Origin of the sequence: Actinomadura decatromicini (assembly GCF_008121305.1) — a bacterium.
GTDB classification, from domain to species: Bacteria; Actinomycetota; Actinomycetes; order Streptosporangiales; family Streptosporangiaceae; genus Spirillospora; species Spirillospora syzygii.
Map to the genome: position 1 here is coordinate 153,988 of NZ_VSRQ01000009.1, position 26,307 is coordinate 180,294.

Consider the following 26,307-nt stretch of genomic DNA (forward strand, 5'->3'; position numbering starts at 1 on the left):
ACGAGATCGGCGACCAGTTTTCACACCGCCGGAAAAATGTGTTGTGCAATCCGGCTTCGACCTAGTAGCGACCCATGCCGATGGCCCCGCCGTCGCCATTGGTGACGACGGATCCGTGTCCGGCGGCGGGGGCGTCCGAAGCGGACGCGGCTTGGTCATGGCTGACGGCGAGGCCGTATTCGATCGCCGTGGCGAATCCGAGGAGTGCGGCGAGCAGCGCACCCAGGGCGAGAGCCCGTACTCGGCGCCGCCCACGACTTCTTCCTCGCCGGTGACCGGCGGCGGTCGGCGTACCGGCCGACATCGTTTCCGCGGCGACACGTGTCCTCATCGGAACCTCCTCTGCCCGACGTGTGAAACCTCTGCAACTACACATATGCGTGCGGGTTACACGCCCCGTCCCGAGGAGGGGAGGCGGCGATCGCGAGCCTCGCCGCGGACGGTGCGCTGAACGCCGGAGGCTTCCTCACCTTCGACCGTGAGCGCGTCGATAACCGTTTGCCCTAGTCGCGGGGGCGAACCTAAGCTCGCGACCCATGCGAGCGATTAGCGAACGCGAGCTGCGGTCCTGCTTCGTCAACTGCTCCAAGGGCGACGCCAAGCGCCTCAACCTCCCCAGGGATTTCGAGGAGTCGCCCTGGGACGACCTCGAATTCCTCGGCTGGCGGGACCCCAAGGCTCCCGAGCGCGCCTACCTGGTCACCGAGACCGGCGACCGGCTCACCGGGATCGCGCTGCGGTTCGCGTCCACGCCCGGCAAGGCGCGCGGGTTCAACTCGACCAGCCTGTGCTCGTTCTGCCAGACCGTGCACACCGGCGGCGGTGTCGCATTGATGAGCGCGCGGCGCAGCGGTGAGGCGGGCAAGCAGGGCAACACCGTCGGGCAGTACCTGTGCACCGACCTGGCCTGCTCCCTGTACGTGCGGGGCAAGAAGCACACCCTGCTGGGCGACGGCCACGACGACGGCGTACCGCTCGAGGAGAAGATCGCGCGCATCAGGGCGAAGCTCGACGCCTTCGTCGCCTCGGTCGTCGGCTGATCGGCGAGTCCGCGGGAGCGGGACCGGACGGCGCCGGGCGTGCGGGCCCGGTGCCGTCCTGAACCGGCTCGGGACACGTCCTAGCTGGTCTGGCGCTCGCAGGGTTCGGCGGACGGCCTGCCGATGCTCGTCAGGACCGCCTTCTCGATGAAGTCGCTCCACTCCTTCTTGACCACCATCTCGGCCTGGGTGATGGTGCCGGTCACCGCGACCCGCTTCTCCGGGACGTAGAGCTGGAACGCGCCGAAGAAGCCGCCGTGCCCGTAGGCGGTCTCGCCGCCCGCCACGTCCATGCGGCTGATGCCCAGGCCATACGGCGAACCCTGCTCGACGCTCTGCGGGCTGACCTGCAGCATCGTCCGGAGCGTGGCCGGACGCTTGAAGACCCGCCCCTCGAAAAGGCCGCGGATGAACCGGTTGAGGTCGGACGCCGTGGAGACGAGGCCGCCTCCGCCGAACGTGTCGAACGTCGGGTTGTAGTCGTAGGTGTCGCGGTCGCCGAGGTAGTTGTGGGCGCGCGGGCCGCGGGACGGCTCCCACCATTCGAGGTAGGTGCGGTCCATCCCCAGCGGCCGGAGCAGCAGCGACCGGTACAGCCGGTGCAGCGGCTCGCGGGCGGCCTTCTCGATGACGAGCCCGGCCAAGGCATAACCGGTGTCGGAATAGTGGTAGCCCTGCGCGGGTGCGAAGTAGGGCTTGCCCGAACGCAATGCCCAGTCGATGAGCTCCAGGGGCTTCCAGGTCTTGTACGGGTGGTCGAGCACGTACTGGAACCACGCGTCGTCCTGCACGTAGTCGTACACCCCGGCGGTGTGGTTCAGCAGTTGCCGGACGGTGATCCGCGAGCCGTACGGGATGCGCGCGACCAGCTTCCGGTCCAGGTACGCGCCGATGGGCGCGTCCAGGCGCAGGTCGCCGCGTTCGGCGAGCTTGAGCGCGACGGCCGCCGTCATCGTCTTGGTGACGCTGGCCGTCCGGAAGGCGTCGGAGGTGCGCAAGGGACGTCCGCCCAGCTCGTAGACCCCGGCCGCGCCCTGGAAGCTCCGGCCGGGCCCGGTCACGGCGAGGATCGCGCCGGGGATGGGCGGAGCGATGACGCCGTCCAGCACGCAGCGGAGCCGCGCGTTCGTGGCGTCCCGCCCCGTGGCGGGGAGCGGCGCCGTGTGGGGGAGGGGCGCCGTGTGGGGGAGGGGCGGGGCGGCGAGCGCCGGGACGGCGAGGCCGCCGCCGAGCACCGCACCGGCCAGGACGGCGCCGAGCATCCGGGTCTTCTGGCCATGTTGGCTGATTCTTGACCGCATGGCCAGAATCCAATCCGGATGGTATGAGTGAGACAAGAGGTCCTCGCGATTTCTGCGGTTTCCCGCACCAAGGAGGTGCCGCCATGCCCGACTCCGGCTGGGACGACTCCCTGCTCCCGAGAGAGCGCGAAGTGCTCGCCCTGATGGCCGAGGGCTGGTCCAACAGCGGCATCGCCGACCGGATGTACGTGTCGCTGAGCGCGGTCGAGAAGCACGTCACCGCGGTGTTCGCCAAGCTCGGGCTGCCCGCGTCGGCGTCCGGCAACCGCCGGGTGCTGGCGGTGCTGCGCTACCTCGCCGCGAACGGCCGCCCCGGCGAGGGGACCGCCGACCGGCCGGGCGCGGGGTGGGGGAAACCGTACGGTCGTTGACCGGGGCTTGCCGCACGGCCGTCCGGCAAGATTGAATTCTGGCCATGCGGTCAAAAACTGATCAGGACGGCCAGAGGAAGACCTCGTTCATCGAGGAGGCACGGCGGCGGCAGATCGTGGAGGGCGCCATCTCCACCATCGCCACCGCCGGGCTGCCTCAGGCGTCGCTGGCCCGGATCGCCCAGGACGTCGGCGTCAGCAAGGGCGTGATCTCCTACCACTTCGCCGGCAAGGACGAGTTGATAGAGCAGGTGGTCAACGCGCTGTTCGCGGAGACCAACCGGTTCATCAAGGCCAGGGTGGACCGCGCCCCGGACGCCCCGCGCCGGCTGCGCGCCTTCATCGAGGCCAGTTTCGAGTTCATGGCGGCCAACCGCGCCAACTTCGTCGCGCTGGTGGACATCTGGGGCAGCTTCGGGTCGCCGGAGGCCAAGCGCCGCTTCAACGCCGACATGTACGACCCGTGCCGCCACCATCTGGAGGGCATCTTGCGGCGCGGCCAGGCCGAGGGAGACTTCCGCGACTTCGCGCCGGGCACGCTGGCCGCCACCGTCCAGGGCGCGATCGACGGCGTGATGCTGCAATGGGTCTTCGACGAGGAGGCCATCGACCTGGCCGACTGCGCCGCCGAGCTGGTGACGATGTTCGACCTCGCCACCCGGCGGCGCGCGTGACCGCCGCGCCGCCGGACGGCGGGCGGACGGCCGTGCGGATCGCCGGGGGCCTCGGCGGGCTGCTCCGGGCCCGGGCGGAGGCCGACGGCGACCGGGTGCTGTTCCGGTTCGCCGGAACCGAGACGACCGTCGCGCGGGTCGAGGACCTCACCAACCGGCTCGCGGACGTGCTGGCCGCGCACGGCGTCCGGCGCGGCGACCGGGTCGCGGTGATGCTGGACAACGGCGTCGGCTTCCCGGTCGCGTGGCTGGCGATCGCCAAGCTCGGCGCGGTGATCGTCCCGGTGAACCCCGGCTACCGCAGCGCCGACCTGGCCCACGTCGTCCGCGACTCCGGCGCCGTGCTGGCCCTGGCTGGCACGGCGGCCGCCGCCGAGGCGCTGCTGGCCCTGGAGTTCGGCGAGGTCGGGCTGCTCGACCCCGCCGACGCGGGACCCGCGCCCGAGGCCGCCCGCGCCGCCGGCGCCTTTGACGCCGGGGCGGAGACGGCTGAGGTGTCCGGTGCCCGCGAACTGCCCGACATCAGCTGGGACGACCTGGTCAACCTCCAGTACACGTCGGGCACGACCGGGTTCCCCAAAGGCTGCATGCTCACCCACCGCTACTGGCTCCACCTCGCCGAACTGGCGGCCGACATCGCCTCCGTCACGACCGACGACGTGGACCTCACCGCGCAGCCCTTCTACTACATGGACCCGCAGTGGAACACGGTGCTGTGCCTGCTGACCGGGATCCCGCTGGTGATCCTGCCGCGCTTCTCCGCGTCGGGGTTCTGGCCGTCCGTCCGCGAGCACGGCGCGACCTTCTTCTACGTCCTCGGCACGATGCCGCTGCTGCTGCTCAAGCAGCCGCCCGACCCCGAACTGGACCGTTCCCACCGCGTCCGGCTCGTCCTGTGCTCGGGCATCACGCCCGCGCTGCACGCGACGATCGAGGAGCGCTGGGGCGCGCCGTGGCGGGAGGCGTACGGCAGCACCGAGGCGGGGGTCGTGCTCGCCGTGCCGCCGGAGGACACCGCCTGCGTCGGCACCGGCGCGATGGGACGGCCCGTCCCCGGCAAGGAGGCCAAGATCGTCCGGGAGGACGGGACCGACGCCGCCGACGGCGAGGTCGGCGAGATCGTCGCGCGCGGCGAGCCGACGCTGACCGGCTACTGGAACCGCGACGAGCCCCTGTTCCGCGACGGCTGGTACCCCATGGGCGACCTCGGCTACCGGGACGAGCGCGGCCACTACCACCTGGTCGGACGGCTCAAGGAGATGATCCGGCGCGGCAGCGAGAACATCGCCGCCGCCGAGGTGGAGGCGGTCCTGACCGGCCACCCCGCGGTGCGCGCCGCCGCCGTCGTCCCGGTGCCGGACGACCTGTTCGGCGAGGAGGTCAAGGCGTTCGTCCAGCCCGCCGGGCCCGTCGAGCCGGGGGAGCTGGTCGCCTACGTCCGCGCGCGGCTGGCCGACTTCAAGACGCCGAGGTTCGTGGAGTTCGTCGAGGAGTTCCCGATGACGCCGTCCGAACGCATCGCCAAACATCTGCTGCCCGCTGGACGGGACGGCGCCTACGACGCCCGGGAGGGAACCCGATGAGCACCGATCTGCGAGTACGCCGCGAGGGCTCGACCATGGTGGTCGCCTTCGACCGTCCCGAGGTGCTCAACGCCTTCCGGCAGCGCACCTACGGCGAGCTGGTCGCCGCCCTGGACGAGGCCGCCCGCGACGACAAGGTGGGCGCGGTCGTCCTCACCGGGACCGGCCGGGCCTTCTCGGCGGGCACCGACCTGAAGGAGGCGGGCGCGCAACTGGCCGCCGGGACCGACGCCGACCTGGTCGAGCGGACCGCCGCGCTCCAGGACCTCACCCGCCGCTTCACCGGCCACCCCAAGGTGATCATCGCGGCGGTCAACGGGATCGCGGTCGGCGTCGGCGTGGAGCTGGCCATCGCCAGCGACCTGCGGCTGGCCGGGCACGCCGCCTCGTTCGCCTTCAAGGAGGTGCACCGCGGCCTGTTCCCGAGCAACGGCGTGCTGTACTCGCTGCCTCGCCTCGTCGGCCACGGCCGCGCGGTGGACCTGCTGCTGTCCGGCGAGACGATCGACGCCGCCGAGGCGTACCGCGCGGGGCTGGTCAGCAGACTCGTCCCCGACGGCGAGCTGCTCGACACGGCGCTGGAGCTGGCCGAGCGCATCGCCGTCGCCGCGCCCACCCCGATCCGGCTGATCAAGGAGGCTATGCACCGGGTCTGGGAGCTGGACCTGGAAGAGGTGCTCGACCTGGAGACCGAGGGGCTGCTGGCCTGCCTGCGCAGCCAGGACGTCCTCGAAGGCGTCCGCTCCTTCGTCGAGCGCCGCCCCGCCGTCTACCGCGGCGCCTGACCGTCCCGGCGGCGGGCCGCCCGCGCCCGCCGCCGTCCGCTCCCGCCCCCCGCGATCAACGAGGGCCCGGCCCGCTCATGGGCCGGGTCCCGACCTCCCCTTTCCCCGAGACAGCAGGGAGCCGAACGCCATGACCGGGCACGACAGCGGGGGATCGCTCCACCGCGGACTCAAACGACGGCACATGACCATGATCGGGATCGGCGGCGTCATCAGCGCCGGCCTGTTCGTCAGCAGCGGCAAGGTGATCGCCGAGACCGGCCCGGCGGCGCTCGTCGCCTACGTCCTCGGCGGTCTGATCGTCATCCTGGTGATGCGGATGCTCGGCGAGATGGCCGCCGCCCGGCCCTCGGCGGGCTCGTTCGCCGACTACGCCGGTACCGCGCTCGGCCCGCGCGCCGGGTTCCTCGTGGGCTGGTGCTACTGGCTCTTCGCGATCGTCGCGGTCGCGTTCGAGGGCGTGGCCGGGGCGAAGCTGCTGCACTCGCTGTCCGGGGACGTCCCGGTGCTGCCGACGGCCGTCGCGCTGCTGGCGGCGCTCACCGCCGCCAACCTCGTCTCGGTGCGGCTGTTCGGCGAGACCGAGTTCTGGCTCGCCTCGGCCAAGGTCGCGCTGATCGTCGCGTTCCTCGTCGCCGGGGCGCTGTACGTCCTCGGGCTGTGGCCGTCCGACGGCGCGGGCGCCGGGCTCAGCGCGCTGACCGACCACGGCGGGTTCGCCCCCAAGGGCTGGGGCGCGGTCCTCACCGCCCTCGTCACGGTGCTGTTCTCCTACTTCGGCGCGGAGATCGTCACCATCGCGGCGGCCGAATCGGCCGAACCCGCGAAGGAGGTCGCGCGGGCCACGCTGCGGGTGGTCTGGCGGGTCCTGATCTTCTACGTCGGCTCGGTGCTGGTCATCCTGGCGGTCGTGCCGTGGAACCGCGTCCCGGCGAACGGCACCGACAGCCCGTTCGCTACGGCGATCGCTGAACTCGGCGTCCCCGGCGCGGCGACCCTGATGACGTGGGTCATCCTGGTGGCGGTCCTGTCGGTGATGAACGCCGCGCTGTACGCCGCGTCGCGCGTCCTCGGCGCGATGGCCGCCCGCGGCGACGCCCCGGCCGCGGCGGCGCGGGTGCGCCCGTCCGGGGTCCCCGCGCCCGCGCTGCTCGGCGGCGCCGCGCTCGCGCTGGTCCTGATGACCGCCGCGTTCGCCGCCGGGGACGACGCCTTCGACCTGCTGATCAACACCGCGGGACTGCTGGTCCTGCTGCTCTACGTCTTCGTGGCGCTCAGCCAGTTGCGGCTGCGCCGCCGCATGGAGGCCGAGTCGCCCGAGCTGCTCCGGCTGCGGATGTGGGGGTTCCCCTGGCTGAGCCGCGTGGTGGTGGCGCTGCTGGTGCTGGCGTTCGCCGCCGTCGCGTCGTCCGCCGAAGCGCTCCCGGTCGTCGGCGCGGTCGCCGTGGCGGTCGGTGGGACGCTCCTCGCCTACGAGATCAAGTCACGCCGGAAAGAACCCACCGACGCCGTCGCGTGACCCGGGAAGCGGTGGAGTGCCGCCGCAAGGCTTGACAGTCGGCGTATCCAGTTACCTATACTTTGAGTTGCAGGTTTCCTCTCTGTACAGGTCAACGTCCCGGGCATGGAGGGTCCCGGGGATCCTCGGAGGTGAAGCGACGATGCTGCTGACGTCGATCGACCCGTTCGTGCAGGAGTTCGAGCGCCAGTTCGACCGGGCGGTGCGGCAGGTCACCGGGCAGGGCAACGGCGCGGGCATGGCGATGGACGGCATCCGCCGCGCCGACGACGTCGTCCTGCGGTTCGACCTGCCGGGCATCGACCCCGGCTCGATCGAGGTCACCGTCGACCGCGGCGTCCTGTCGGTGAGCGCGCGGCGCGAGGAGGAGTTCGGCGAGGACGAGCGCGTGTTCGTCCGCGAACGGCCGATGGGCTCCTTCACCCGCCGGGTCTACCTCTCCGACCACCTGGACGCCGAGAAGATCGAGGCCGCCTACGAGAACGGCGTCCTCGCCGTCCGGATCCCGGTGCTGGAGAAGGCCAGGCCCCGCAAGGTCGCCGTCCAGCAGACGGGCGGCACCCGCAAGTCCATCCGGGCCTGACCGGCGCCCGACACCGGCCGACGGGTGAGTCGGCCCGGTGCCAGAGCCGGTCCGCGCGGCCCCGCTCCGGCGGGAGGACGGCACGCCACGCCGCCCTCGTCCCGGAGCGGGGCCGCGCGCGTCCGGTCCCGCCACCGGCCCGTACCTCCCGCAGGCGAATGGAGAGAACGTGACGCTGCCCATGGACGACGAGCACGCGGCCCTGTTCACGGTGGGGCAGGTCGCCGACATGCTCGACGTGCGGCAGGCGTTCCTGCGCCGCATCGATGACCACCAGGTCGTCTCGCCGCAGCGGTCGGCGGGCGGACAGCGCCGGTACTCCCGGCACGAGATCGGCCGCATCCAGCAGGTCGTCGTCATGATGGACGAGGGAATGACGCTCCCCGCCATCCGCCGCATCTTCGAGCTCCAGCACGAACTGGCCCAGGTCACGCGCGAACGCGACGAACTGGCCCGCCGCCTGGACACGCTCCGGGCCCCGTCCGAACCGTCCTGACCGCGCGATGGCGTGTGCGGTGCGCGGAACCGGGGCGGCTCGCGAGAGGATGGAGGCGTCCGCGCCGGCTCCCGGGCGCCGGTCGGCCGCCGTCGAGGGACGACCCGGGTAAGGGACGAGCATCTGGAAGGAGGGGTGACGACCGCCATGCCCCTGACGCTGGAACACCGCTGCGACCACGACCTCGCCGTGGTGGTCCTCGCCGGTGAGATCGACGTCGCCACCAGCGCCGGGCTGCGCGAGGACCTGGCCCGGCTGGTCGCGCTGGGCGCCCGGCACCTGATCCTGGACCTCGGCGCGGTCGCCTTCATCGACTCCAGCGGGCTGAGCGTCCTGCTGTCCTTCCACCACCACCTGGCCGGTCGGCACGGATCGATCGTCCTCGCCGCGGTGAACCAGCGCATCCGCGAGGTCCTGCGCGTCACCCAGCTCACCCGCGTCTTCCCCATCTACGGCACGGCCGAGGTCGCGATCCAGGCCCACCACGCCACGCGCACGGGGCCCGACACGCCGCGCACGCCGCCGCGAGACCGCGACGCCAACTGACCCGTCCGCCGCGCGCGGGATTCCGCGGCCGGGCCGTGGAACGGTCCTTGTCAAAAAATCAACCGCGCCATTCGATTGGCCGCGACCAGATAGAACCCCGCCCGCCGGTTTGTTGAATTCGCGCAAGTATCGAAGAGTTAAAAACTGGTGATTGACCGTTCCCAGTTCGATAGTTACGCTCCATTCAGCTCTCAAACATGCCCCGATGGTGGGCCTCCGATAGAAGCCGAACCGCTGGGGCAGCCGCCTCTTCGATCTCCGAAGAATGGCGTTCAGTCCCAGCGAAGGGTATTCCCATGCGCAAAGGCATCGCATTTGCCGCCGCGGCGGTCGCCGCCGTTTCCATGGCCGCCGCGCCGGCCGTCCCGGCGTCCGCGTCCGCCCCGCGGTTCGTCCCCGGTCCGGACGGCGTCACGGTCGAGGTCGTGACCGTCAACGGCTCCGGCTGCCCGATCGGCACGGCCGCCGTCGCCGTGTCGCCCGACAAGGAAGCGTTCACCGTCACCTACAGCGACTACCTGGCGCAGGCCGGCGGGGACTCCAAGGCCACCGACGCCCGCAAGAACTGCCAGCTGGCCCTGAAGGTCCACGTGCCGCAGGGCTTCACCTACGCCATCGCGAGCACCGACTACCGCGGGTTCGGCTATCTGGAGAAGGGCGCCAAGGGCACCCAGAAGGCCAGCTACTACTTCCAGGGGAACGCGCAGACGGCGAGCGCCACGCACTCCATCCAGAGCCCCCTCAACGACAACTGGCAGTTCAGCGACAGCGTTCCGGTGGCCCAGCTGGTGTGGAAGAAGTGCGGCGAGGAGCGCAACTTCAACATCAACACCGAACTGCGCGTCGACAAGGGGACCTCGGACCCCGCGAAGGTCAGCTTCATCTCCATGGACTCCACCGACGGCTCCATCAAGACCATCTACCACTTCGCGTGGAAGACCTGCCCGTAACACGCGCGACAATTCTGAAGGAGAACGATCCATGCGCAAAGGAGCGACCGCCGCGGCGGCCTGTCTTTCCGGCCTGGCGCTGACGACCGGTACGGCCCAGGCCGTGACGGCCGACCCGCCGCCCCCCGGGAAGATCACCTTGCAGGTCGTCACCGTCAACGGTTCGGGTTGCAAGGCCGGGACCGCCGCTGTCGCCCCTTCGAAGGACAAGACCGCCTTCACCGTCACCTACAGTGACTATCTGGCACAGGCGGGCGGGAAGTCCAAGCCGACCGATTTCCGGAAGAACTGCCAGCTCAGCCTGGCCGTCCATATTCCGCAAGGATTCACCTACGCGATCGCCAGCGCGGACTACCGCGGCTTCGCGAGCCTGGCCGGCGGCGCCACCGGTCTGGAGCAGGCCAGTTATTACCACCAGGGCCAGTCCCGGACCACGGCCGTAAAGCACACGATCAAAGGCAAGTACTCCAAGAACTGGCAGTTCACCGACCGCACACCGGTGGCCAAGCTGGTCTGGAGACCGTGTGGCGAGAACCGTAACCTCAACATCAACACCGAGCTTCGCGTGACCGCCGGATCGGACAAGTCGAAGACCAGTTTCATGGCTTTCGACTCCGCCGACGGCAGCGTAAAGACCGTGTACCACCTCGCCTGGAAGAAGTGCGCGAGCGCGCGCTGATCCAGGCTCGTCGGGCCGCGCCTGCGCTCCCCCCGCGCGCGGCGCACGGGTGAGCGTGGACGAAATCGTCCACGCTCACCTGTTCCGTGTTTCACCCCATGCGGGTCATTCGGCCATCGGGGAGCGGCCGACAGAAATGATCTTTGCGGTCCGCGCGCAATGCGCGCTCCCGCCCCGCTCGGAACGACGCACAGTGATCTTCCGAGGTGGCGGCCATAAACCTCGCGAATCGGGTCCGCTTTCGGTCAAATGCCCGCGTGATCGCGGCTCTGGGATGATCCCCTTTCTTGTTCTACTTTGAAGCAAGTCATGGGTGTGGCAGCGCGCGGTCGGAGCGTCCGGTGGGGCGGCGCGTCGCTCCTGTGCGGCCAGGGCTCGGGACCGACGGAGAGGTGATCGAGTGTTCGCGCGCAAACGCATGGGAACGGCCCTGTTGATCACGTTGTTCGTCGCCGTGGTCGGCGGGTCGGGTCCGCTGGCCACGGACGTCGGGGCCGCGGCGGAATGGCCCATGACCCCGAAGGTCGATCCGCCGCCGCTTCCCGTCGACCCGAGGACGCCCCAGCAGGAACTGGACAGCCTCGGAATCAGCGGATACCCGGACCGGCTGAGCGTCCAGCCGGGCGAGTCCGTGAAGATCATGGCGAGCACGAAGAGCCCGTCGTTCCGGGCGACGATGGTGCGGGTGGTGCACGGAGACGCGGACCCGCGCGGGCCGGGGCTCAAGGAGCAGGTCATCGCGTCCGACGTCAACAAGGAGTACCCGGGCCAATATCAGACGTTACCGCCCGGCTCGTATGTGACCGTCCCCGACGATGACGAGCTCCGGCCGGACGGAAGCTTCACCATCACGGCGTGGATCGCGCCGACCACCGTCCCCGGCTCCAAGCTCAACCCCATCGCCTACCAGCGGACCCCGGTCGTCACCGGAGCGGTGCAGGGCATCGTGACCAAGTGGTCGGACGCGGAGAAGGCCGGATACGGCATGGTCGTGGACCGGGACGGCGGGCTGGGCCTGCGCATCGCCGACCGGTCCGGGAACGTCCATACGGTGAGCAGCGGCGTGAAGCTCCAGCCGTGGGCCCCGGCGCTGCGCGGGGTCGAGCCCGGCGGGACCGTCCGGCCGCAGAACGTCAACTCGTCCGGCTGGTACTTCGCCGCCGTCTCCTACGACGCCGGGACCGGGAAGGTGAAGCTGTACCAGCAGCCGCTGAGCGGCCGTCCCAACACCTCCGAGGCCGTCGTCACCCGGTCGACCGGGGCCCACGGGCTGAAGAACGCCGCCTCCCCGCTGCTGATCGCCGCCTACCAGGGCGCCGACCGGCGGCCCACCGGGTTCTACAACGGCAAGATCGACGCCCCGCGGGTGTTCGACCGGGCGCTGGACGACCGCGAGATCCGCGCCCTGCGGCTCGGCGGCCCGGCCTCCGGAGCGGCGGCGGCCTTCGACTTCTCCAAGAAGATGGGCACCGACCAGGTCGTGGACACGTCCGGCAACGGGCTGCGCGGCCGCGCGGTCAACCTGCCGGTGCGGGCCGTCACCGGCCACAACTGGCGCGCCGACGAGCAGAACTTCACACGCGCGCCGGGGCAGTACGGCGCGATGTACTTCCACGACGACGACGTGAGCGACGCCGCATGGAAGCCGAGCTTCACCTGGCGGGTGCCCGCCGACGCGCGCAGCGGCGTCTACGCGGCCAAGCTGGAGGCGAACGGGCAGGTCTACCACGCGACCTTCGTGGTCCGGCCCAAGCGCGGCAAGCCCACGTCGAAGATCGCCATGCTGGTCCCGACGTTCAGCTACCTGGCCTACGGCTGGACGGGCAGCCTGCAGAGCGGGCTGAGCCAGTACTCCCGGCACTCCGACGGAAGCGGCGTCGTCTACTCGTCGGGGCTCCGCCCGATCACCAACCTGCGTCCGCTCGCCACCGGCCCGAAGGGGCAGGGCAGACCGTGGCAGTTCGAGGCGGACACCCACATCTTCGACTGGCTGGAGTCCACCGGCCACAACGTCGACTACATCACCGACCACGACCTGCATCGCGAGGGCAGGAAACTGCTGGACGACTACAAGGTCGTCGTCACCGGCAGCCATCCCGAGTACACGTCCGAGCCCATGCTCGACGCCCTGCAGGGCTGGCTGAACGACGGCGGACGCCTGATGTACCTGGGCGGCAACGGCTTCTACTGGGTCACCCCGCTGGACCGCACCGGCAACTACACCGAGCTGCGCCGCCACGACGGCACCGAAGCCTGGCAGAGCGCGCCTGGCGAGTACTACCACGACCTCACCGGCGAGTTCGGCGGGCTGTGGCGGTTCCGCGGACGGCCCCCGCAGCAGCTCGTCGGCGTCGGCTTCACCGCGCAGAGCTTCGGCTCCCGCCTCGGCACCGGTCTCTACAACCGGCCCCTGGAGCGCTCGGCCGAGAGCCGTGATCCGAGAGCCGCCTGGGTTTTCGACGGCGTCAAGGCCACGGGTCCCATCGGCGACTTCGACACCCTGCAGAGTCCGGGCGGTCCCATGGGAGAGGAACTCGACCGCGCCGACTACGCCCTCGGCACCGCCGACAACACGATCGTGCTGGGCTCGGGCACCGGCTTCGGCGACGAGTACATGTTCGTCAAAGAGGAGAACAACACCGCCAACCTCATGGAAGGCGGCACCGTCAACTGGCTCGTCCGCGGAGACGTCGCCCTGACCCAGTACCCGCACGGAGGGGCGGTCTTCTCGGCCAGCTCCATCGCCTGGTCCGGTTGCCTGTTCTACAACCACTACGACAACGACATCTCCACCATCACCGGGAACGTCCTGAGAGCCTTCGCCACCGACAAGCCGCTTCCGGGCACCGGCTGACGTGTACATATCGGTACGAGGCATTCCGCAGGGGACGAGGTCGGCGGTCCGGGTACCGCGGGTCGTGGTCGTCCTCGGAATGGTGAGCCTGATCACCGACATCTCAACCGAGATGGTGACGGTCGTCCTGCCGCTGTTCGCGACCCTCGCGCTCGGGCTCACGCCCGCGGCGTACGGGCTGCTGGACGGCCTCTACCAGGCCGCGACCGTTCTGATGCGGCTGGTCGGCGGCTTCTTCGCGGACCGGCTGCGCCGTCCGAAGCTCATGGCGGGTACGGGCTACGCCCTCGGCGCCGCCGCCAAGCTGCTGCTGCTCCCGGCGGGCGGCGCGGGGGCGCTGTCGGCGGCGGTGGCCGTCGACCGCATGGGCAAGGGGCTGCGGACCGCGCCGCGCGACCTGCTCATCGCCACGGCGGCCCCGCCGGACCGGCTCGGCAGGGCCTTCGGCGTGCACCGGGCCCTCGACGCGACCGGCGCGCTGCTCGGCCCGGTCGTCGCGTTCGGCCTCCTCGCGCTCGCGCCGGGGGACTTCGACATGGTCTTCGTCGTCTCGTTCTGCGCGGGCGTCCTGGGCGTGCTGCTGTTCGTCAACCGCGTCCCGGAAAGCGAGACGCGGCGCGGCACGGCCGCCGCTGACGCGCCGGAGAAGCGACCGGACGCGCGGGCAATCTCCATTGAGGACGTCGCGGCCCTGCTGCGGATCGCCGGGTTCCGGCGGCTGCTCGGCGCGGCGGCCGTCCTGTCCGCGGCGACGATCAGCGACAGCTTCCTCTACCTCGTCCTGCTGCGGAACGACTCGGTCGGGACCCGCTGGTTCCCGCTGCTGTTCCTGGGCACCAGCCTGGTCTACCTGACCCTGGCCGTGCCGTTCGGCCGGGTCTCCGACCGGTTCGGCAGGCACCGCGTCTTCACCTTCGGGTACGGCCTGCTGCTGTGCGCGTACCTCGCCGCGATCCTCACCGGCGGGGCCTCCGGCGCCGTGCTGTGCCTGGTGTTCCTCGGCGCCTACTACGCGGCGACGGACGGCGTCCTGCCCGCGGCCGCCGCGCCGCTGCTCCCCGCCGAACTCACCGCGACCGGCATCTCCATCGTCCAGGCGGCGGTCGCGGCCGGCCGGGCGCTCGGGGCGGTGGCGTTCGGCGTCGTCTGGTCCGCCGCCGACGGCGACGCCGCCGTGTGGGCCTTCGCCGCCGCCCTCACGGCCGCCCTGCTCGCGGCGGCGCCGCTGATCGCGCGAGCCCGCGTCCGCCGAACGGAGGTCCGATGATCCGCCTCGACCCGCGCAGACTGAACGACGGCAGGATCATGCTGGGGATCGCCGTCCTCGTCATGGCCGTGGCGGCGAGCTGCGTCGCCTCCTCGGCGCTGCGCGCGAGCACGACGGGCGGAGAGGGCGGCGGCTCGGCGGACCTGCCGGAGGGCCGCCAGGTCGTCTTCCGGTCGCTGCGCCCGGGACCCGCGTTCGGACACATCGCCGTCCTCCCGGCGGCCGACGTGCGGCGCGAGCGCACCGTCCTCTCGACCCGCTGCGAGCGGACGGCCGCCTCGCCCAAGGGCGGTCTCTGCCTGCGCCAGACGCGCAACCCGATGCACCTCTACTCCGCCGTCCTCCTGGACGGACGGTTCCGGCCCGGCAAGGAGGTCCCCGTCAACGGGATCCCGAGCCGCGCCCGGGTCTCCCCGGACGGCCGCTACTACGCCACGACCACCTTCGTCACAGGGCACTCCTATCTCTCCGACGGCTTCTCCACCGAAACGGTCATCGGCCGGGTCGGCGGCGACCCGGTCGGCAACGTCGAGGAATTCACGTTCCTGTTGAACGGCCAGCCGACCCAGAATGTGGACCGCAACGTGTGGGGCGTGACGTTCGTCCCCGGCGGAGAACGCTTCTTCGCCACCGTGGCCACCCAGAACCGCAGATATCTCGTCGAAGGCGACATCGGGCGGCGCACCCTCACCGCCGTGCGCGACAACGTCGAATGCCCGTCGCTGTCCCCGGACGGCCGGCGGCTGGTCTACAAGAAGCGGACCGGGTCCAACTCCGACGTGTGGCGCTTCCACGTCCTCGACCTGGCGACCGGCATCGAGACCCCGCTCGCGGAGACCCGCAGCGTGGACGACCAGGCGGCGTGGCTCGACGACGACGACGTGATGTACGCGGTGCCCAAGGGCGGCGCGGGCGGGCGCAACGCCGACGTCTGGGTGACGTCCCTGCGCGGCACCCCGCCGCGCCTGCTCATCCCGGACGCCGACTCGCCCACCGTCCGCTCGAACGGCCACGCCCAGCGCCGCGTGTAGACCAGGGGGTTCGTCAGGCGCCAAGTTGCCCGGCCGCCCCGGCTGACCTGGCTTGATCCGGAAGCGGGCCGGACGCGCCGGACGGCGGACGTGTGACCCGGAGCGTCGTGCCCTATTATTCCGACATGGAATTGGGGGAATTTGACCGGCGGGTCGCCGCGCTGCTTCCACGTCCGGACCGTTCCGTGGTCGTCGTCGAACCGCCGGGCGACGGCGACGGGTACTGGGCCGGAGCGCCCAGCGCGGTCGAGAGCGAAGGATGGATCTACCTGGCCTACCGGCTGCGCCGGCCCATCGGGAAGGGACGCGGGTACGCGGTGGTCGTCGCCCGCTCCGCCGACGGGGAGCGCTTCGAGCCGCTGTCGGTGATCAGCAAGGACGCGATGGAGGCCGAGTCGCTGGAGCGGCCCACCCTCGTCCGGACGCCGGAGGGAACCTGGCGGCTCTACCTGAGCTGCGCCACGCCGGGCACCAAGCACTGGCGCGTGGAGGTGCTCCAGTCCGACGCCCCGGACGGGTTCAGCCCCCGCGACCGGCGGGTCGTGCTGCCCGGCGACGAGAAGACGGGCGTGAAGGACCCGGTAATCGTCCGGCACGGCGGCCGCTGGCACCTGTGGGCCTCGTGCCATCCGCTGGCCGTCCCCGCCGAGGCCGACCAGATGACCACCGAGTACGCCACCAGCGCGGACGGCCTGGAATGGGTCTGGCACGGGACGGCGCTCACGCCCCGTCCCGGCCACTGGGACGCGCGGGGCGTGCGGGTCAGCGCGGTCCGCTTCACCGCCGACGGGATCGTGGCCGCCTACGACGGACGGGCCAACGCGGCGGAGAACTTCGAGGAGCGCACCGGCTTCGCCATCGGCGACGACCCCGCCGCGCTCTCGGCCGTCGGCTCCGACCCGTGGGCCTTCTCGCCCCATCACGGCGGCGGGTTCCGCTACCTGGACTTCCTGCCCACCCAGGACGGCCGCCTCCGCCTGTTCTACGAGGTGACCCGCGCCGATGGAGCACACGAGCTGCGGACCGAGCTGCGCTGACCCGTCCCGCGTCGTCAGCGTGAACGCGGACGACCGTTGCGGGCCTGGCGCTGCCCGCTCGGCCTCGCGCCCACCCGTCCGCCGGACGCAGCCTTCGGCTCCAGCCAGTCGCCGAAGTCCTCGCCGGTGACCTCCTCCAGCCGTTTGATGTCGTCCTCGAACAGGGGGATGAGGGCCTGGCGCTGCTCCCAGGTCAGCGGCCGCCGGGACGGCCCGTTGCGCTGCAGCGCGCGTTCGAGCGGCGCGGTGACCCGGGCGGACAGGTCGCCGGGCAGCGCCGCGCCCGCCGCCACGCCGGTCCGCAGCGCCCGCGACAGGACGCGGTGCCGCACCGTCCGGCCGGGATGCACCGTGACGTTCTCTCGCGGCACCTCGGTGAGGACGCCCGGCTCGACGTCCAGGAACGAGCAGATGCGGTCCAGCGTCGGCCCCGGGCGCTCCAGCAGCTCGCGATACCGGAACACCAGGACCTGCTCGCGGGGGAACAACCCGTACAGGTGCTCCAACTGCTCGCCGTACCGGCCCAGCTGGACGTAGTGCCAGAAGGCGGCCCACCCCGCGTCGATCCGCCTCTCCTCCTCCTCGCAGGCGCGGACCACGTCGTCGATGGGCTCCAGCCCGGCCGACCACAGATGCGTCCAGTTGGAGTGGGCCCGCTCCACCGGATCCCGCAGGACGGCGATCAGCCGGGCCTTCGGGATCAGTTCCTTGATGCGCCGCTGGGCGGCCCGGTCGTACAGGTAGAACGGGGTCGACTCCCCGCGCAGCGCGTCGGGCGGGGCGCCTGTGAACAGCGCCTCGTAGTCCGCCTTGCGCCAGACGTGCTCGCGGTAGGTCTGCGCGTCGCCCGGCCCGCCCCGCGTCGGCGGCGCGCCGTCGGTGAGGAAGAACTTGGGTTCCTTCACCTCCGACAGGTACAGCTCAGGGTGACCGGTCAGCGCCGCGTGCAGCGCGGTCGTCCCGGCCTTCGGAGCACCGATCACCAGAAAGTCCGGCAGAGCCATCGCGTCCTCCCCGTGGACCTCGGCAGTGATAGAACTATATATACCAATTAAGTAGGGAATACTCCTGGGTTCGCAAACCCGGCAGGCCGGGTCACAGTGCGATGAGACCTGCCGGTGCCGGGTCGGAGCCGCAGGCGTCGACGGAGAACCGCCGGAGGGCGTCCTCGAAGTCGACGTGCAGCCGTTCGCATCCGGCTTCGCGGGCCCGCCGAGCCGCCTCGGCGAAAAAGGTTGGACGGGACGGTGGCCGGGCTTGTAGCTTGCCGTTGGCCGTGACGCCGTCCGAGGAGGTGAGACCCATGAACGCTATCGACGTGGGTGCTCCTCGTTCCCGTCATGGTCGGCGATCGACATAGGTGTCGCCGGGAGCGCCTCGACAACAAGGCACTCCCGAAAGGCACCATCTATGCACTCTCTGCACTACGACGTGATCGTCGTCGGCTGCGGGCCGACCGGCGCGATGCTGGCCGCCGAACTGCGGCTGCACGATGTGCGGGTCCTCGTCCTGGAGAAGGACACCGAGCCCGGGTCGTTCGTCCGCATAGTCGGTCTGCACATTCGCAGCCTCGAACTGCTGGCGATGCGCGGCCTGCTGGACCGCGTCCTCCCACACGGAAGGCGGCGCCCGGCGGGCGGATTCTTCGCCGCCATCGACAAACCCGCGCCCGAGAGCCTGGACTCCGCGCACGCCTATCTGCTCGGCATCCCGCAGCCGGTCATCGTCCGCCTGCTCGAAGAACACGCGATCGCACTGGGGGCGGAAGTCAGGCACGGCTGCGCGGTGGCCGGTTTCGAGCAGGACGACGACGGCGTGACCGTCGAACTGGACGACGGGGAACGGCTGCGTTCGCGCTATCTCGTCGGCTGCGACGGCGCGCGCAGCACGGTGCGGAAACTGCTCGGCGTCGGCTTCCCCGGCGAGCCCTCCCGCACCGAGACGCTGATGGGCGAATTGAAAGTGGGAGCTCCGCGGGAGGAGATCGCCGCCAAGGTGGCCGACGTCCGCAAGACCTACCGGACGTTCATTTTCGCGCCCTTCGGCGAGGAGGTCTACCGCGTCGTGGTCCCCGCCGAGGGAGTCAGCGATCGCGCGCAACCGCCCACGCTCGAGGATTTCAAGCGGCAGTTGCGCGCCATCGCCGGAACCGATTTCGGCGTGCATTCCCCGCGCTGGCTGTCCCGCTTCGGAGACGCCACCCGGCTGGTCGAACGGTATCGGGTCGGACGGGTCCTGCTGGCGGGCGACGCGGCGCACATCCATCCGCCGATCGGCGGCCAGGGCCTCAACCTCGGCGTTCAGGACGCGTTCAACCTCGGCTGGAAACTGGCCGCGCGAATCCGCGGCTGGGCGCCGGAGAAACTGCTGGACACCTACCAGTCGGAACGCCATCCGGTCGCCGAGGAGGTGCTGGACAACACCCGCGCCCAGGCGGAACTCCTGTCCCTCGAACCGGGCCCGCGGGCCGTGCGCAGGCTGCTCACCGAACTGATGGACTTCGAGGAGGTGAACCGCCACCTGATCGAGAAGATCACCGCGATCGGCGTCCGCTACGACTTCGGCGAAGGCCCCGACCTGCTCGGTCGCCGCCTGCGCGACGTCGAGCTGAAACAAGGCAGCCTCTACGGTCTGATGCATCGCGGACGGGGCGTGCTGCTGGACCGCACCGAACGCCTCACGGTCGGCGGCTGGGCAGACCGGGTCGACTACCTCGCGGAGCCCGCCGCGGCGCTGGACGTTCCGTGCGTCCTGCTACGCCCTGACGGCCACGTCGCCTGGATCGGAGACGACCAGAAGGAACTGGACGGCCACCTCTCCCGCTGGTTCGGCGAACGCGAGGGCTGATCTCGGCTCTTTGACTGGAAAGGGATCGCACAAAGAATCGGAATTGTGATTCTTCGGCTCCTGTGCGGCTCCGGACGGGCGGTCTCACCGCCCGTCCGGGGCTTTGCGGGAGGCGCTTTGGACGTGGCGAGGGGGGCGGCCGAAACCGGCCTACGTGCGGGGAAAGCGCCAACCGCAGGACCTGCGTCGATGACCATCTGTTTCGGGTGCGTTGGTCGATGCTGTGGCTTTCGGACCCCCGCGGCGGGGAGGAATCTCGCAGAAGTCGATGATCACCGGGGGAGTAGTTGTGGGAAGCCGTGCGCGCGGCGGGATCGATCCCGGCGGACGCCGGGTCGGGGACAGGCGTCCCGCGACGGTGCGGCGCCGGGCGCTGCCGGGGCGGGTCATGCCCGTCCTCGTCCTGGCGTTGTTCCTGGCCGCCGCCTGCTCGTCGGGGTCGCACGACCGCGACCCCGACGAGCAGGGGGCGCTGAAGACGGCGGCCGTCGCGGAGAACGCCAAGCACGGCGACGCGGACTGGCGGATCGAACGCCGCCACAAGGGAGCCGAGCACGAGATCGAGGGCTACGCCGATCACGTGAGCGTGCTGCCCGGCGGACGGTTCCGGCTGTTCGTGTCGACCACGACGCCGGGGTTCAGCGTCCAGGCGTTCCGGATGGGCTGGTACGGCGGGGCGCAGGCCCGGCGGGTGTGGCGGTCCGGGACGTATCCGGGCGTCCGGCAGGGGAGCGCCCGCGTCGACCCGGCGTCCCGGACGGTGTCGGCGCCGTGGCGGCCGTCGCTGACCGTGTCCACCGAGGGGTGGCCCGAGGGCAGCTACCTGATGATGCTGACCGCCGCGTCCGGGGCGCAGCGGTACGTGCCCATGACGGTCCGTTCCCCCAGCGCGGCGGGACGCCTCGTCGTGCTGAACGGCACCACCACCTGGCAGGCGTACAACATGTGGGGCGGCTACGACCTGTACAAGGGGCCGTCAGGCGGGGAGAACGACCGGGCGAGCGCGGTCAGCTTCGACCGTCCCTACGACGGCAACGGCGCGGGCAAGTTCATGCAGTACGAGCAGCCCGCGATCGCGCTCGCCGAGAAGTCGGGCGTGCCGCTGGCGTACGCGACCGACAACGACCTGCACTCCGACCCGGGCCTGCTCAAGGAGGCGCGCGGTCTGCTGTCCCTGGGGCATGACGAGTACTGGTCGTCCGCCATGCGGCAGCGCGCCACGCGGGCCCGCGACCAGGGCGTCAACATCGCGTTCCTCGGAGCCAACGCGGTGAACCGGCACATCCGGTTCGGCGCGACGCCGCTCGGGGCGAACCGGCTCGTGGTCTGCTACAAGGACTCCGGCACCGATCCCGTCGCGCGGACCGACCCGGCCGAGTCGACCCAGGACTGGCGGCTTCCGCCGATGCCGCGTCCGGAGAGCGATCTCATCGGCATCCAGTACATGTGCTTTCCGGCGGAGGGCGCGTTCACCGTCTCGCGGCCCGACTTCTGGCTGTTCCGCGGCACGGGTGTCCGCGCCGGGACGCGGTTCCCCGGCGTCGTCGGACCGGAGGCCGACGCGCTCAACCGCGGCGGCCCCACCCCCGGCACCCTGGAGATCGTCGCCAGCTCGCCGATCTCCTGCGGGAACCGGTCGGCCGTCGCGCACGCCTCCTACTACACCAACCGTCAGGGGGCGGGCGTGTTCGCGACGGGCACCATGCGCTGGGTCTGCGCCATGCGCGGCCCGGCCTGCGGACACGGGATCACCGAGGCGGGGCGGCGGTTCGTCACCCAGGTCAGCGAGACGCTCGTCCGCGCCATGGCCGAAGGGCCGCTGGGACGGGCGCACCCGTCCCAGCCCAACTACAAACTCACGGCCAGTGGACGCTGAGTCGGGGTGCCCCAGGTGAACGGTTACCGGGAATCCGTCCCCGAACGATCGTTCCCATCGCGCTTCCGGTGCGGGTGACCGCGCAGCCGCCAGATGACGACCGCCAGGACGACCACGGCCGCGATCACGATTGCGGGTGACCGCGCAGCCGCCAGATGACGACCGCCAGGACGACCACGGCCGCGATCACGATCGCGCTGATGCGTCCCGCGACGTGCTCGATCCGGGCATAGGCGTGCCCGGCGAAATAGCCGAGCAGGGTGAAGCTCACGCCCCAGACGAGCCCTCCGGCGGCGTTGTAGAGCAGGAACACGCGGCTGGGCATGGCCGAGACCCCGGCCAGGGCGGGCATGATCGCGCGGAAGAACGCGACGAACCGTCCGACGAAGACGGCGACGCCGCCCCTGCGCCGGATCAGGTCGCGGGCCGCGTCCACGCGGTCGTGGTGGCGGCGGAGCGGACGGGTCTCCAGGATCGGCTGCCCGGCGTGGCGCCCGATCTGGTACCCGACGAAGTCCCCGGCGATCGCCGCCAGCACCACGATCGCGGCCAGCGGCACGACCGAGACCTTGTGCTGCGCGGCGAGCGCCCCGCCGAGGACGACGGCGGTCTCACCGGGCAGGACGAAGCCGAAGAACAGCGCGTCCTCGCAGAACACGAGCCCGGCGACGACCGCGTAGATGACCGGCCCGGACAAGCCGGACACCCACGACACGACCGACTGGAACAAGACCCGCGCGCCTCCGTCCCGGCTCCCTGAACGCCCTCAGCGCCCGGAACCCACCCGCTGGTATCTCGCCCACCGAGCCCTCCTCTAACCCACACCTGGTCGGGTCTGCCAGCCGGGCGCGAGAGGAGCCGGCTCAGGGTGCGGGCACCACCGCGACCGCCTCGACCTCGACCAGGATCTCCGGAGCGGCCAGCGCGTCGACCACGATCAGGGAGTGGGCGGGGAAGTCGCCGTCCGGGAACCAGTCGGCGAACGTCGCGTCCCTGCCCCGCCTGGAGTCGGCGAGGTGCTCACGGCCCGCCACCATGGTGAAGAGCCGCACCAGGTGCGCGGGTCCGGAGCCCGCGGCGGCGAGAGCGGCGCCGATGTTGGCGTAGACCTGGGCGGTCTGCTCCGCCGCGCCGGGTCCGGCGAGCGTGCCGTCCGGCAGGGCGCCGATCTGCCCGGAGACGAACAGCAGTTCGGCGGACGCGGGCACGGACGCCAGGTGGCTGTACTGCCCGACCGGCGCGCCTATCTCCGCGGGACTCCAGCGGCGGACCATCGCGAGCTCCTCTCAGCCTTGTGCGCAACCGCGGTAGGACGGGCCGCGCGTGGATACGTCACGCTAGGGGAAACGTCAGTCCGCCTTGGCGAGAGGGCGGCGTCCGGTGACCACGAGCAGGATCTCTTTGGTGGTCGACTTCACGACCGTGGGGCCTTCGCCGACGGAGACGTCGGAGTCGGTGGCGGTCAGTTGCTTCCCGTCCAGGTCGACGCCGAAGTACCTCAGCTGCCGGGGGCCGCTCGACGCCAGGACGAGCGCGATGCGCTCGGGTGGTGGGGAGGGGAGGCCGAGTGGTTCGGTGACGTCGAGGCCGTGGATGACGTCGTGGCTGAGCGCGCCCGCCTCTCCGCCGCCCGGCGGCCGCCAGGGGTGCTCGATGTTGTGCCGGAGGAGGTCGAGGAGTTCGGCCTCGCTCATCGCCTTCGCCGTGGAGCGGGCGTCCCGGTCGGCGTACCTGTTGAACGAGAACCCGGCCCGCACCACGCCCGCGATCACCCCGAGCGGTCTGGTCCGGAACGGCATAGTGATGTGGGCTACCACCTCGCGGGTCCGCCAGCCGTCGCACAGCGACGGCGCGTCCCACTGCTCCGGCGGGAGGGCGGAGAGGAGACCGGCGAGCCGTTCGCGCTCTGCGTGGATCTCGCTGGTCAGGTCGGTTGTGGCTGTTCCCATCGGGATGTCCTTCCGCGTCGTCTGGCCTTCATCGGCTTGTACGACGCGGCGGGCGGGAACTCATCGGTCACACGGTGCGCCGACCCGGGGGTTGGAGCGTTTCGGGGAGGCCGAACTCGGTGAACCGGTGCTCGGTGCCGAGGAACGTGACCAGCCGGGCGATCCGGCCGTCCCGCAGGTCGACCGAGATGAGCGCGAACGGACGCAGGACTCCGTCGTCGCCTGGCCGGTACTGCCCGAAGCCCGGGCCGCCATTGATGCCGCACGGGACGAGGCGCGCGCCCGCGCAGGAGTCGCTGTACCCGGTGATCGCGGCGATCTTGGGGCCGCCGTCCAGCCGCCATCGGAACGGCGGCATCGAGGTCGTCGCGTCGTCGCGCATCACCGCGGTCAATTCGGCGACATCATGGGACTCGAAAGCCGCCACATACCGATGCAGTAGATCCCGCTGCGCGGCGTCTTCGGGGTCGTAGACGTCGAATGGGTCGGGGCGGTTGGCGTCCAATGTGGCGCGTGCGCGCTGCAACGCGCTGTTCACGGCGGGCACCGTGGTTTGGAGGATGTCGGCCGTCTCTTGCGCGGAGAACACCAGGACGTCCCGGAGCACCAGGACGGCCCGTTGCCGTGGAGCGAGGTGCTGGAGCGCCGCGATGAACGCCAGGCGGACCGACTCCCGTCCGATGACGACCTCGCCGGGATCCTGGCCGGCCAGGACACGCGAGTCCGGGATCGGCTCCACCCACATCTCCGGCGGGAGCGGAGGGCCGAGGTCCGGTCCAGCGGACTCCGCGCTCATGACCAATGCCCGTCGCTTAGCCGCGCGGAGCATATCGATGCAGACATTGGTGGCGATCCGGTGGACCCACGTGCTCAATGCGGCTTTGCCCGGGTCGTACTGCTGCCATTTGGCGGACGCCCGGATCAGCGTCTCCTGAACCGCGTCATCGGTGTCAGCCGAGGAACCGAGGAGCCGGTAGCAGTAGCCGGTCAACGGGAGACGCAGCGCCTCCAACTCCTCGATCGCCAACTCGCTTTCCCGCACCGGCCACCCCCTCGTCCGACTGCCATGCCCATCCAACAGGCTAGTTTCCACTGATCGGGTGGTGGCGGCCCAGAGCGGGAAGGAACCGGCCCACCTCGGCGGCGTAGCGGTCGTAGTCCCGGGCGTGCAGGCGCCGCAGGTAGGGCTCCTCGACCGCGCGGACCTGCAGCTCGATGGTCGCGACCGTGAGGACCAGGCCGAACAGCGAGATCACGCGCCCGGCCGTCCGGTCGAGGACGTCGAACGGGTCGAATCAGATGGGCGAATATGGGGAGGTGCTGGTCCTGCGGTAGGCAGGCCAGCACCTCGTCCAGTCGCACATCCCTGGGCCGGATCAGACCGACGGGCGGCATCGCGTTTGCGGGTGGGGCGGTCGGAGCCGTTCGCCGTTGAGATCCCAAATGGTTCTCCGTCCGGGGGCGGTGAGTGTTTCGCCGAACGGAGAGGTACCCTCTCGAAACTATTTGCAGACCTTCCAGGCGTAGTGGTAGGTCGTCTTGATGCTGCCGTCGGTGGAGTCCATGCTGACGTAGCTGACATCCGACGGGTTCGACGTTCCCAGGTCCGCTCGCAGTTCGGTGTTGATGTTGAAGTTTCGCTGCTCACCGCACGGCGACCATACGAGCTGCGCCACATTCACCGTGTCGGAGTTCTGCCAGTTCTTCTTGAAAGGACCGGCAATGGGATACGAGTACGCCCTCGTGTCCTTGTTGCCCTGGAAGTAGTAACTGGCGAGCTGGGTGGCGCTCGCGCCTTCGCGGAGTGAGGCGTAGCCGCGGTAGTCGGTCGACGAGACGGCGTACGTGAAGCCCTGGGGGACGTGCACCTTGAGGTTGAGTTGGCAGTTCTTGCGTTCGTCGGTGGGTAGGGACGATCCGCCTACCTGCGCGAAGTACTTGCTGTAGGTGATGGTGAAGGCGTCGTTGTTCTCCGACAGGGCGATCGCGGCGGTGCCGAGCGGACATCCGCTGCCGTTGACCGTCGCGACGGTGATGGTCACTCCGTCGGGCCCGTGTTCGAGGTACTCGTCGGACGCGGCCGCGGGGGTGGCGGACCCCGCGATCACCGCGAGCGCGGCGGCGGCCGAAAAGGCGATCCCTTTACGCATGCGAAACCTCTGTTCTGGTGTGGTCGGGCGGTTCTTCGTCTCTGGTGATTGAAGACGCGGTGCTGGATGTCGCGATTGAGAGGGCCCCATCAATGGCGTGTCCAGGATCTTGAAGGAAGGGTAACTTCAACCGTTAAGAAATGTCAATGTATGGGTTTTCAACTCGATGGTCGATCTCTATTGTTAGGTGAGCTGCGCGCCGGTCGTCTTGATCATCGATTATCGAACGTCAACGCCTGTTTTTGACAAAGCATCGTTCCAATCGGCGTTCCGGCGTTCTGGACGGCCGTGACCAGCCGTTACCGCGTCTGGAAATGGCCGGAAACGGTCGGCCCGCCGAGCTTCGGGCCCATTTGCCGGAGCTTCTGATCAGGGGATCTGTACTCAGTCGACTTCGAAGGCTTCTTCGCGACAATTACAGTGCGGCTGGACGTGTTCGACGTGCTCGTGTAAGCGGCAGGGTGCGAGGTGGTGCCGTGAATGGGGGCCGCCTGGGTGCGTCGGGGGACGAGAGTGGCGACGCCAAGGACCGGCACAACGTCAGCTCACTGGGACGCTCGGTGGGCGGCGCGATCGTCGTGGCCACGGTGTCGGCGAAGCGCTGGACGCGCGTTCGGTTGCTTGACCCGGAAAATCGAGATGTCCCGCGTGTACTTGCGGAGTTGACGGGGCCGCGCCCCGGTCTTCCCGTCGCCGGCTGGAAGGGTGGCGGTGAGTCGGGGCGCGGTGTTCCGTTCGGGTTCGGCGAAGAGGAATGCCTTCGGTCGCC

Annotated in this window: 27 protein-coding genes; 17 read left to right on the plus strand and 10 right to left on the minus strand. The window is 70.5% G+C overall.

Features of this window, described 5'->3' with window-relative positions:
* Positions 1 to 61 precede the first annotated feature (61 nt).
* Positions 62 to 331, minus strand: coding sequence for a hypothetical protein (locus tag FXF68_RS35250; RefSeq protein ID WP_148767112.1), 270 nt, complete (start codon positions 329 to 331; stop codon positions 62 to 64).
* Between the two features lie 205 nt (positions 332 to 536).
* On the opposite strand from FXF68_RS35250, the gene FXF68_RS35255 reads away from it, so the two are divergent.
* Complete coding sequence (locus FXF68_RS35255) at positions 537 to 1,040, plus strand: FBP domain-containing protein (RefSeq protein ID WP_148767114.1); 504 nt, start codon at positions 537 to 539, stop codon at positions 1,038 to 1,040.
* Positions 1,041 to 1,120: 80 nt separating this feature from the next.
* Here the strand turns inward: FXF68_RS35255 and FXF68_RS35260 are convergent, their stop codons facing one another.
* Positions 1,121 to 2,341, minus strand: a complete 1,221-nt coding sequence (locus tag FXF68_RS35260) for a serine hydrolase domain-containing protein (RefSeq protein ID WP_148767116.1) — start codon at positions 2,339 to 2,341, stop codon at positions 1,121 to 1,123.
* Positions 2,342 to 2,424: 83 nt separating this feature from the next.
* Between FXF68_RS35260 and FXF68_RS35265 the strand changes: the two genes are divergently transcribed.
* From FXF68_RS35265 to FXF68_RS35330, 14 genes are all read left to right on the plus strand, one after another.
* Complete coding sequence (locus tag FXF68_RS35265) at positions 2,425 to 2,712, plus strand: response regulator transcription factor (protein ID WP_425458640.1); 288 nt, start codon at positions 2,425 to 2,427, stop codon at positions 2,710 to 2,712.
* A gap of 44 nt (positions 2,713 to 2,756) precedes the next feature.
* Entirely contained in the window at positions 2,757 to 3,386 is a 630-nt protein-coding gene (locus FXF68_RS35270) for a TetR/AcrR family transcriptional regulator (RefSeq protein ID WP_148767120.1), read from the plus strand.
* Positions 3,383 to 4,969 (plus strand): AMP-binding protein, encoded by a 1,587-nt coding sequence (locus FXF68_RS35275; protein ID WP_246179110.1) that lies wholly within the window; start codon positions 3,383 to 3,385, stop codon positions 4,967 to 4,969. The genes FXF68_RS35270 and FXF68_RS35275 overlap by 4 nt, the downstream gene beginning before the upstream one ends.
* The gene (locus FXF68_RS35280) at positions 4,966 to 5,754 is read left to right on the plus strand and encodes an enoyl-CoA hydratase/isomerase family protein (RefSeq protein WP_148767124.1); all 789 of its coding nucleotides are present in this window, start codon (positions 4,966 to 4,968) and stop codon (positions 5,752 to 5,754) included. Before FXF68_RS35275 ends, FXF68_RS35280 begins: the two co-directional genes overlap by 4 nt.
* A gap of 184 nt (positions 5,755 to 5,938) precedes the next feature.
* Positions 5,939 to 7,273, plus strand: a complete 1,335-nt coding sequence (locus tag FXF68_RS35285) for an amino acid permease (RefSeq protein WP_187438268.1) — start codon at positions 5,939 to 5,941, stop codon at positions 7,271 to 7,273.
* 142 nt (positions 7,274 to 7,415) lie between these two features.
* Positions 7,416 to 7,856: an Hsp20/alpha crystallin family protein gene (locus FXF68_RS35290; RefSeq protein WP_148767128.1), complete on the plus strand. Its 441-nt coding sequence runs from the start codon at positions 7,416 to 7,418 to the stop codon at positions 7,854 to 7,856.
* Between the two features lie 169 nt (positions 7,857 to 8,025).
* A complete protein-coding gene (locus FXF68_RS35295; RefSeq protein WP_148767130.1) occupies positions 8,026 to 8,352 on the plus strand; it encodes a MerR family transcriptional regulator in 327 nt (108 codons plus the stop codon).
* Positions 8,353 to 8,499: 147 nt separating this feature from the next.
* Positions 8,500 to 8,898 (plus strand): STAS domain-containing protein, encoded by a 399-nt coding sequence (locus tag FXF68_RS35300; RefSeq protein ID WP_148767132.1) that lies wholly within the window; start codon positions 8,500 to 8,502, stop codon positions 8,896 to 8,898.
* A 296-nt stretch (positions 8,899 to 9,194) separates the two neighbouring features.
* The gene (locus FXF68_RS35305; RefSeq protein ID WP_148767134.1) at positions 9,195 to 9,848 is read left to right on the plus strand and encodes a DUF4360 domain-containing protein; all 654 of its coding nucleotides are present in this window, start codon (positions 9,195 to 9,197) and stop codon (positions 9,846 to 9,848) included.
* Between the two features lie 31 nt (positions 9,849 to 9,879).
* Positions 9,880 to 10,527, plus strand: a complete 648-nt coding sequence (locus FXF68_RS35310) for a DUF4360 domain-containing protein (RefSeq protein ID WP_148767136.1) — start codon at positions 9,880 to 9,882, stop codon at positions 10,525 to 10,527.
* A gap of 400 nt (positions 10,528 to 10,927) precedes the next feature.
* Positions 10,928 to 13,381 carry a LamG domain-containing protein gene (locus tag FXF68_RS35315; protein ID WP_148767139.1) on the plus strand — a complete coding sequence of 818 codons (2,454 nt, stop codon included), beginning with the start codon at positions 10,928 to 10,930 and terminating at the stop codon, positions 13,379 to 13,381.
* 79 nt (positions 13,382 to 13,460) lie between these two features.
* On the plus strand, positions 13,461 to 14,648 hold the full coding sequence (locus tag FXF68_RS35320; protein ID WP_425458653.1) for an MFS transporter: 1,188 nt from the start codon (positions 13,461 to 13,463) through the stop codon (positions 14,646 to 14,648).
* Entirely contained in the window at positions 14,645 to 15,679 is a 1,035-nt protein-coding gene (locus FXF68_RS35325; protein ID WP_148767143.1) for a TolB-like translocation protein, read from the plus strand. Before FXF68_RS35320 ends, FXF68_RS35325 begins: the two co-directional genes overlap by 4 nt.
* 125 nt (positions 15,680 to 15,804) lie before the next feature.
* Positions 15,805 to 16,716, plus strand: a complete 912-nt coding sequence (locus FXF68_RS35330; RefSeq protein WP_148767145.1) for a glycoside hydrolase family protein — start codon at positions 15,805 to 15,807, stop codon at positions 16,714 to 16,716.
* A 14-nt stretch (positions 16,717 to 16,730) separates the two neighbouring features.
* Here FXF68_RS35330 and FXF68_RS35335 read toward each other — a convergent pair whose 3' ends face one another.
* Entirely contained in the window at positions 16,731 to 17,720 is a 990-nt protein-coding gene (locus FXF68_RS35335) for a sulfotransferase family protein (RefSeq protein WP_148767147.1), read from the minus strand.
* Between the two features lie 91 nt (positions 17,721 to 17,811).
* A complete protein-coding gene (locus FXF68_RS43455) occupies positions 17,812 to 18,021 on the minus strand; it encodes a hypothetical protein (protein ID WP_222870238.1) in 210 nt (69 codons plus the stop codon).
* Between the two features lie 105 nt (positions 18,022 to 18,126).
* Between FXF68_RS43455 and rox the strand changes: the two genes are divergently transcribed.
* Positions 18,127 to 19,563, plus strand: coding sequence for a rifampin monooxygenase (rox, locus tag FXF68_RS35345; RefSeq protein ID WP_148767149.1), 1,437 nt, complete (start codon positions 18,127 to 18,129; stop codon positions 19,561 to 19,563).
* 289 nt (positions 19,564 to 19,852) lie between these two features.
* Complete coding sequence (locus FXF68_RS35350; protein ID WP_222870239.1) at positions 19,853 to 21,439, plus strand: N,N-dimethylformamidase beta subunit family domain-containing protein; 1,587 nt, start codon at positions 19,853 to 19,855, stop codon at positions 21,437 to 21,439.
* Positions 21,440 to 21,563: 124 nt separating this feature from the next.
* Here FXF68_RS35350 and FXF68_RS35355 read toward each other — a convergent pair whose 3' ends face one another.
* The 6 genes from FXF68_RS35355 to FXF68_RS35380 form a co-directional block, all read right to left on the minus strand.
* On the minus strand, positions 21,564 to 22,169 hold the full coding sequence (locus tag FXF68_RS35355) for a DedA family protein (protein WP_148767151.1): 606 nt from the start codon (positions 22,167 to 22,169) through the stop codon (positions 21,564 to 21,566).
* A 133-nt stretch (positions 22,170 to 22,302) separates the two neighbouring features.
* Positions 22,303 to 22,713, minus strand: coding sequence for a RidA family protein (locus FXF68_RS35360; RefSeq protein WP_148767153.1), 411 nt, complete (start codon positions 22,711 to 22,713; stop codon positions 22,303 to 22,305).
* A 75-nt stretch (positions 22,714 to 22,788) separates the two neighbouring features.
* Complete coding sequence (locus FXF68_RS35365; protein ID WP_148767155.1) at positions 22,789 to 23,388, minus strand: maleylpyruvate isomerase family mycothiol-dependent enzyme; 600 nt, start codon at positions 23,386 to 23,388, stop codon at positions 22,789 to 22,791.
* A gap of 67 nt (positions 23,389 to 23,455) precedes the next feature.
* A complete protein-coding gene (locus FXF68_RS35370; protein WP_222870240.1) occupies positions 23,456 to 24,430 on the minus strand; it encodes an RNA polymerase subunit sigma-70 in 975 nt (324 codons plus the stop codon).
* Positions 24,431 to 24,470: 40 nt separating this feature from the next.
* Positions 24,471 to 24,644: a hypothetical protein gene (locus tag FXF68_RS35375; protein WP_187438270.1), complete on the minus strand. Its 174-nt coding sequence runs from the start codon at positions 24,642 to 24,644 to the stop codon at positions 24,471 to 24,473.
* A gap of 246 nt (positions 24,645 to 24,890) precedes the next feature.
* Positions 24,891 to 25,538 carry a DUF4360 domain-containing protein gene (locus FXF68_RS35380; protein WP_148767157.1) on the minus strand — a complete coding sequence of 216 codons (648 nt, stop codon included), beginning with the start codon at positions 25,536 to 25,538 and terminating at the stop codon, positions 24,891 to 24,893.
* Positions 25,539 to 26,307 lie beyond the last annotated feature (769 nt).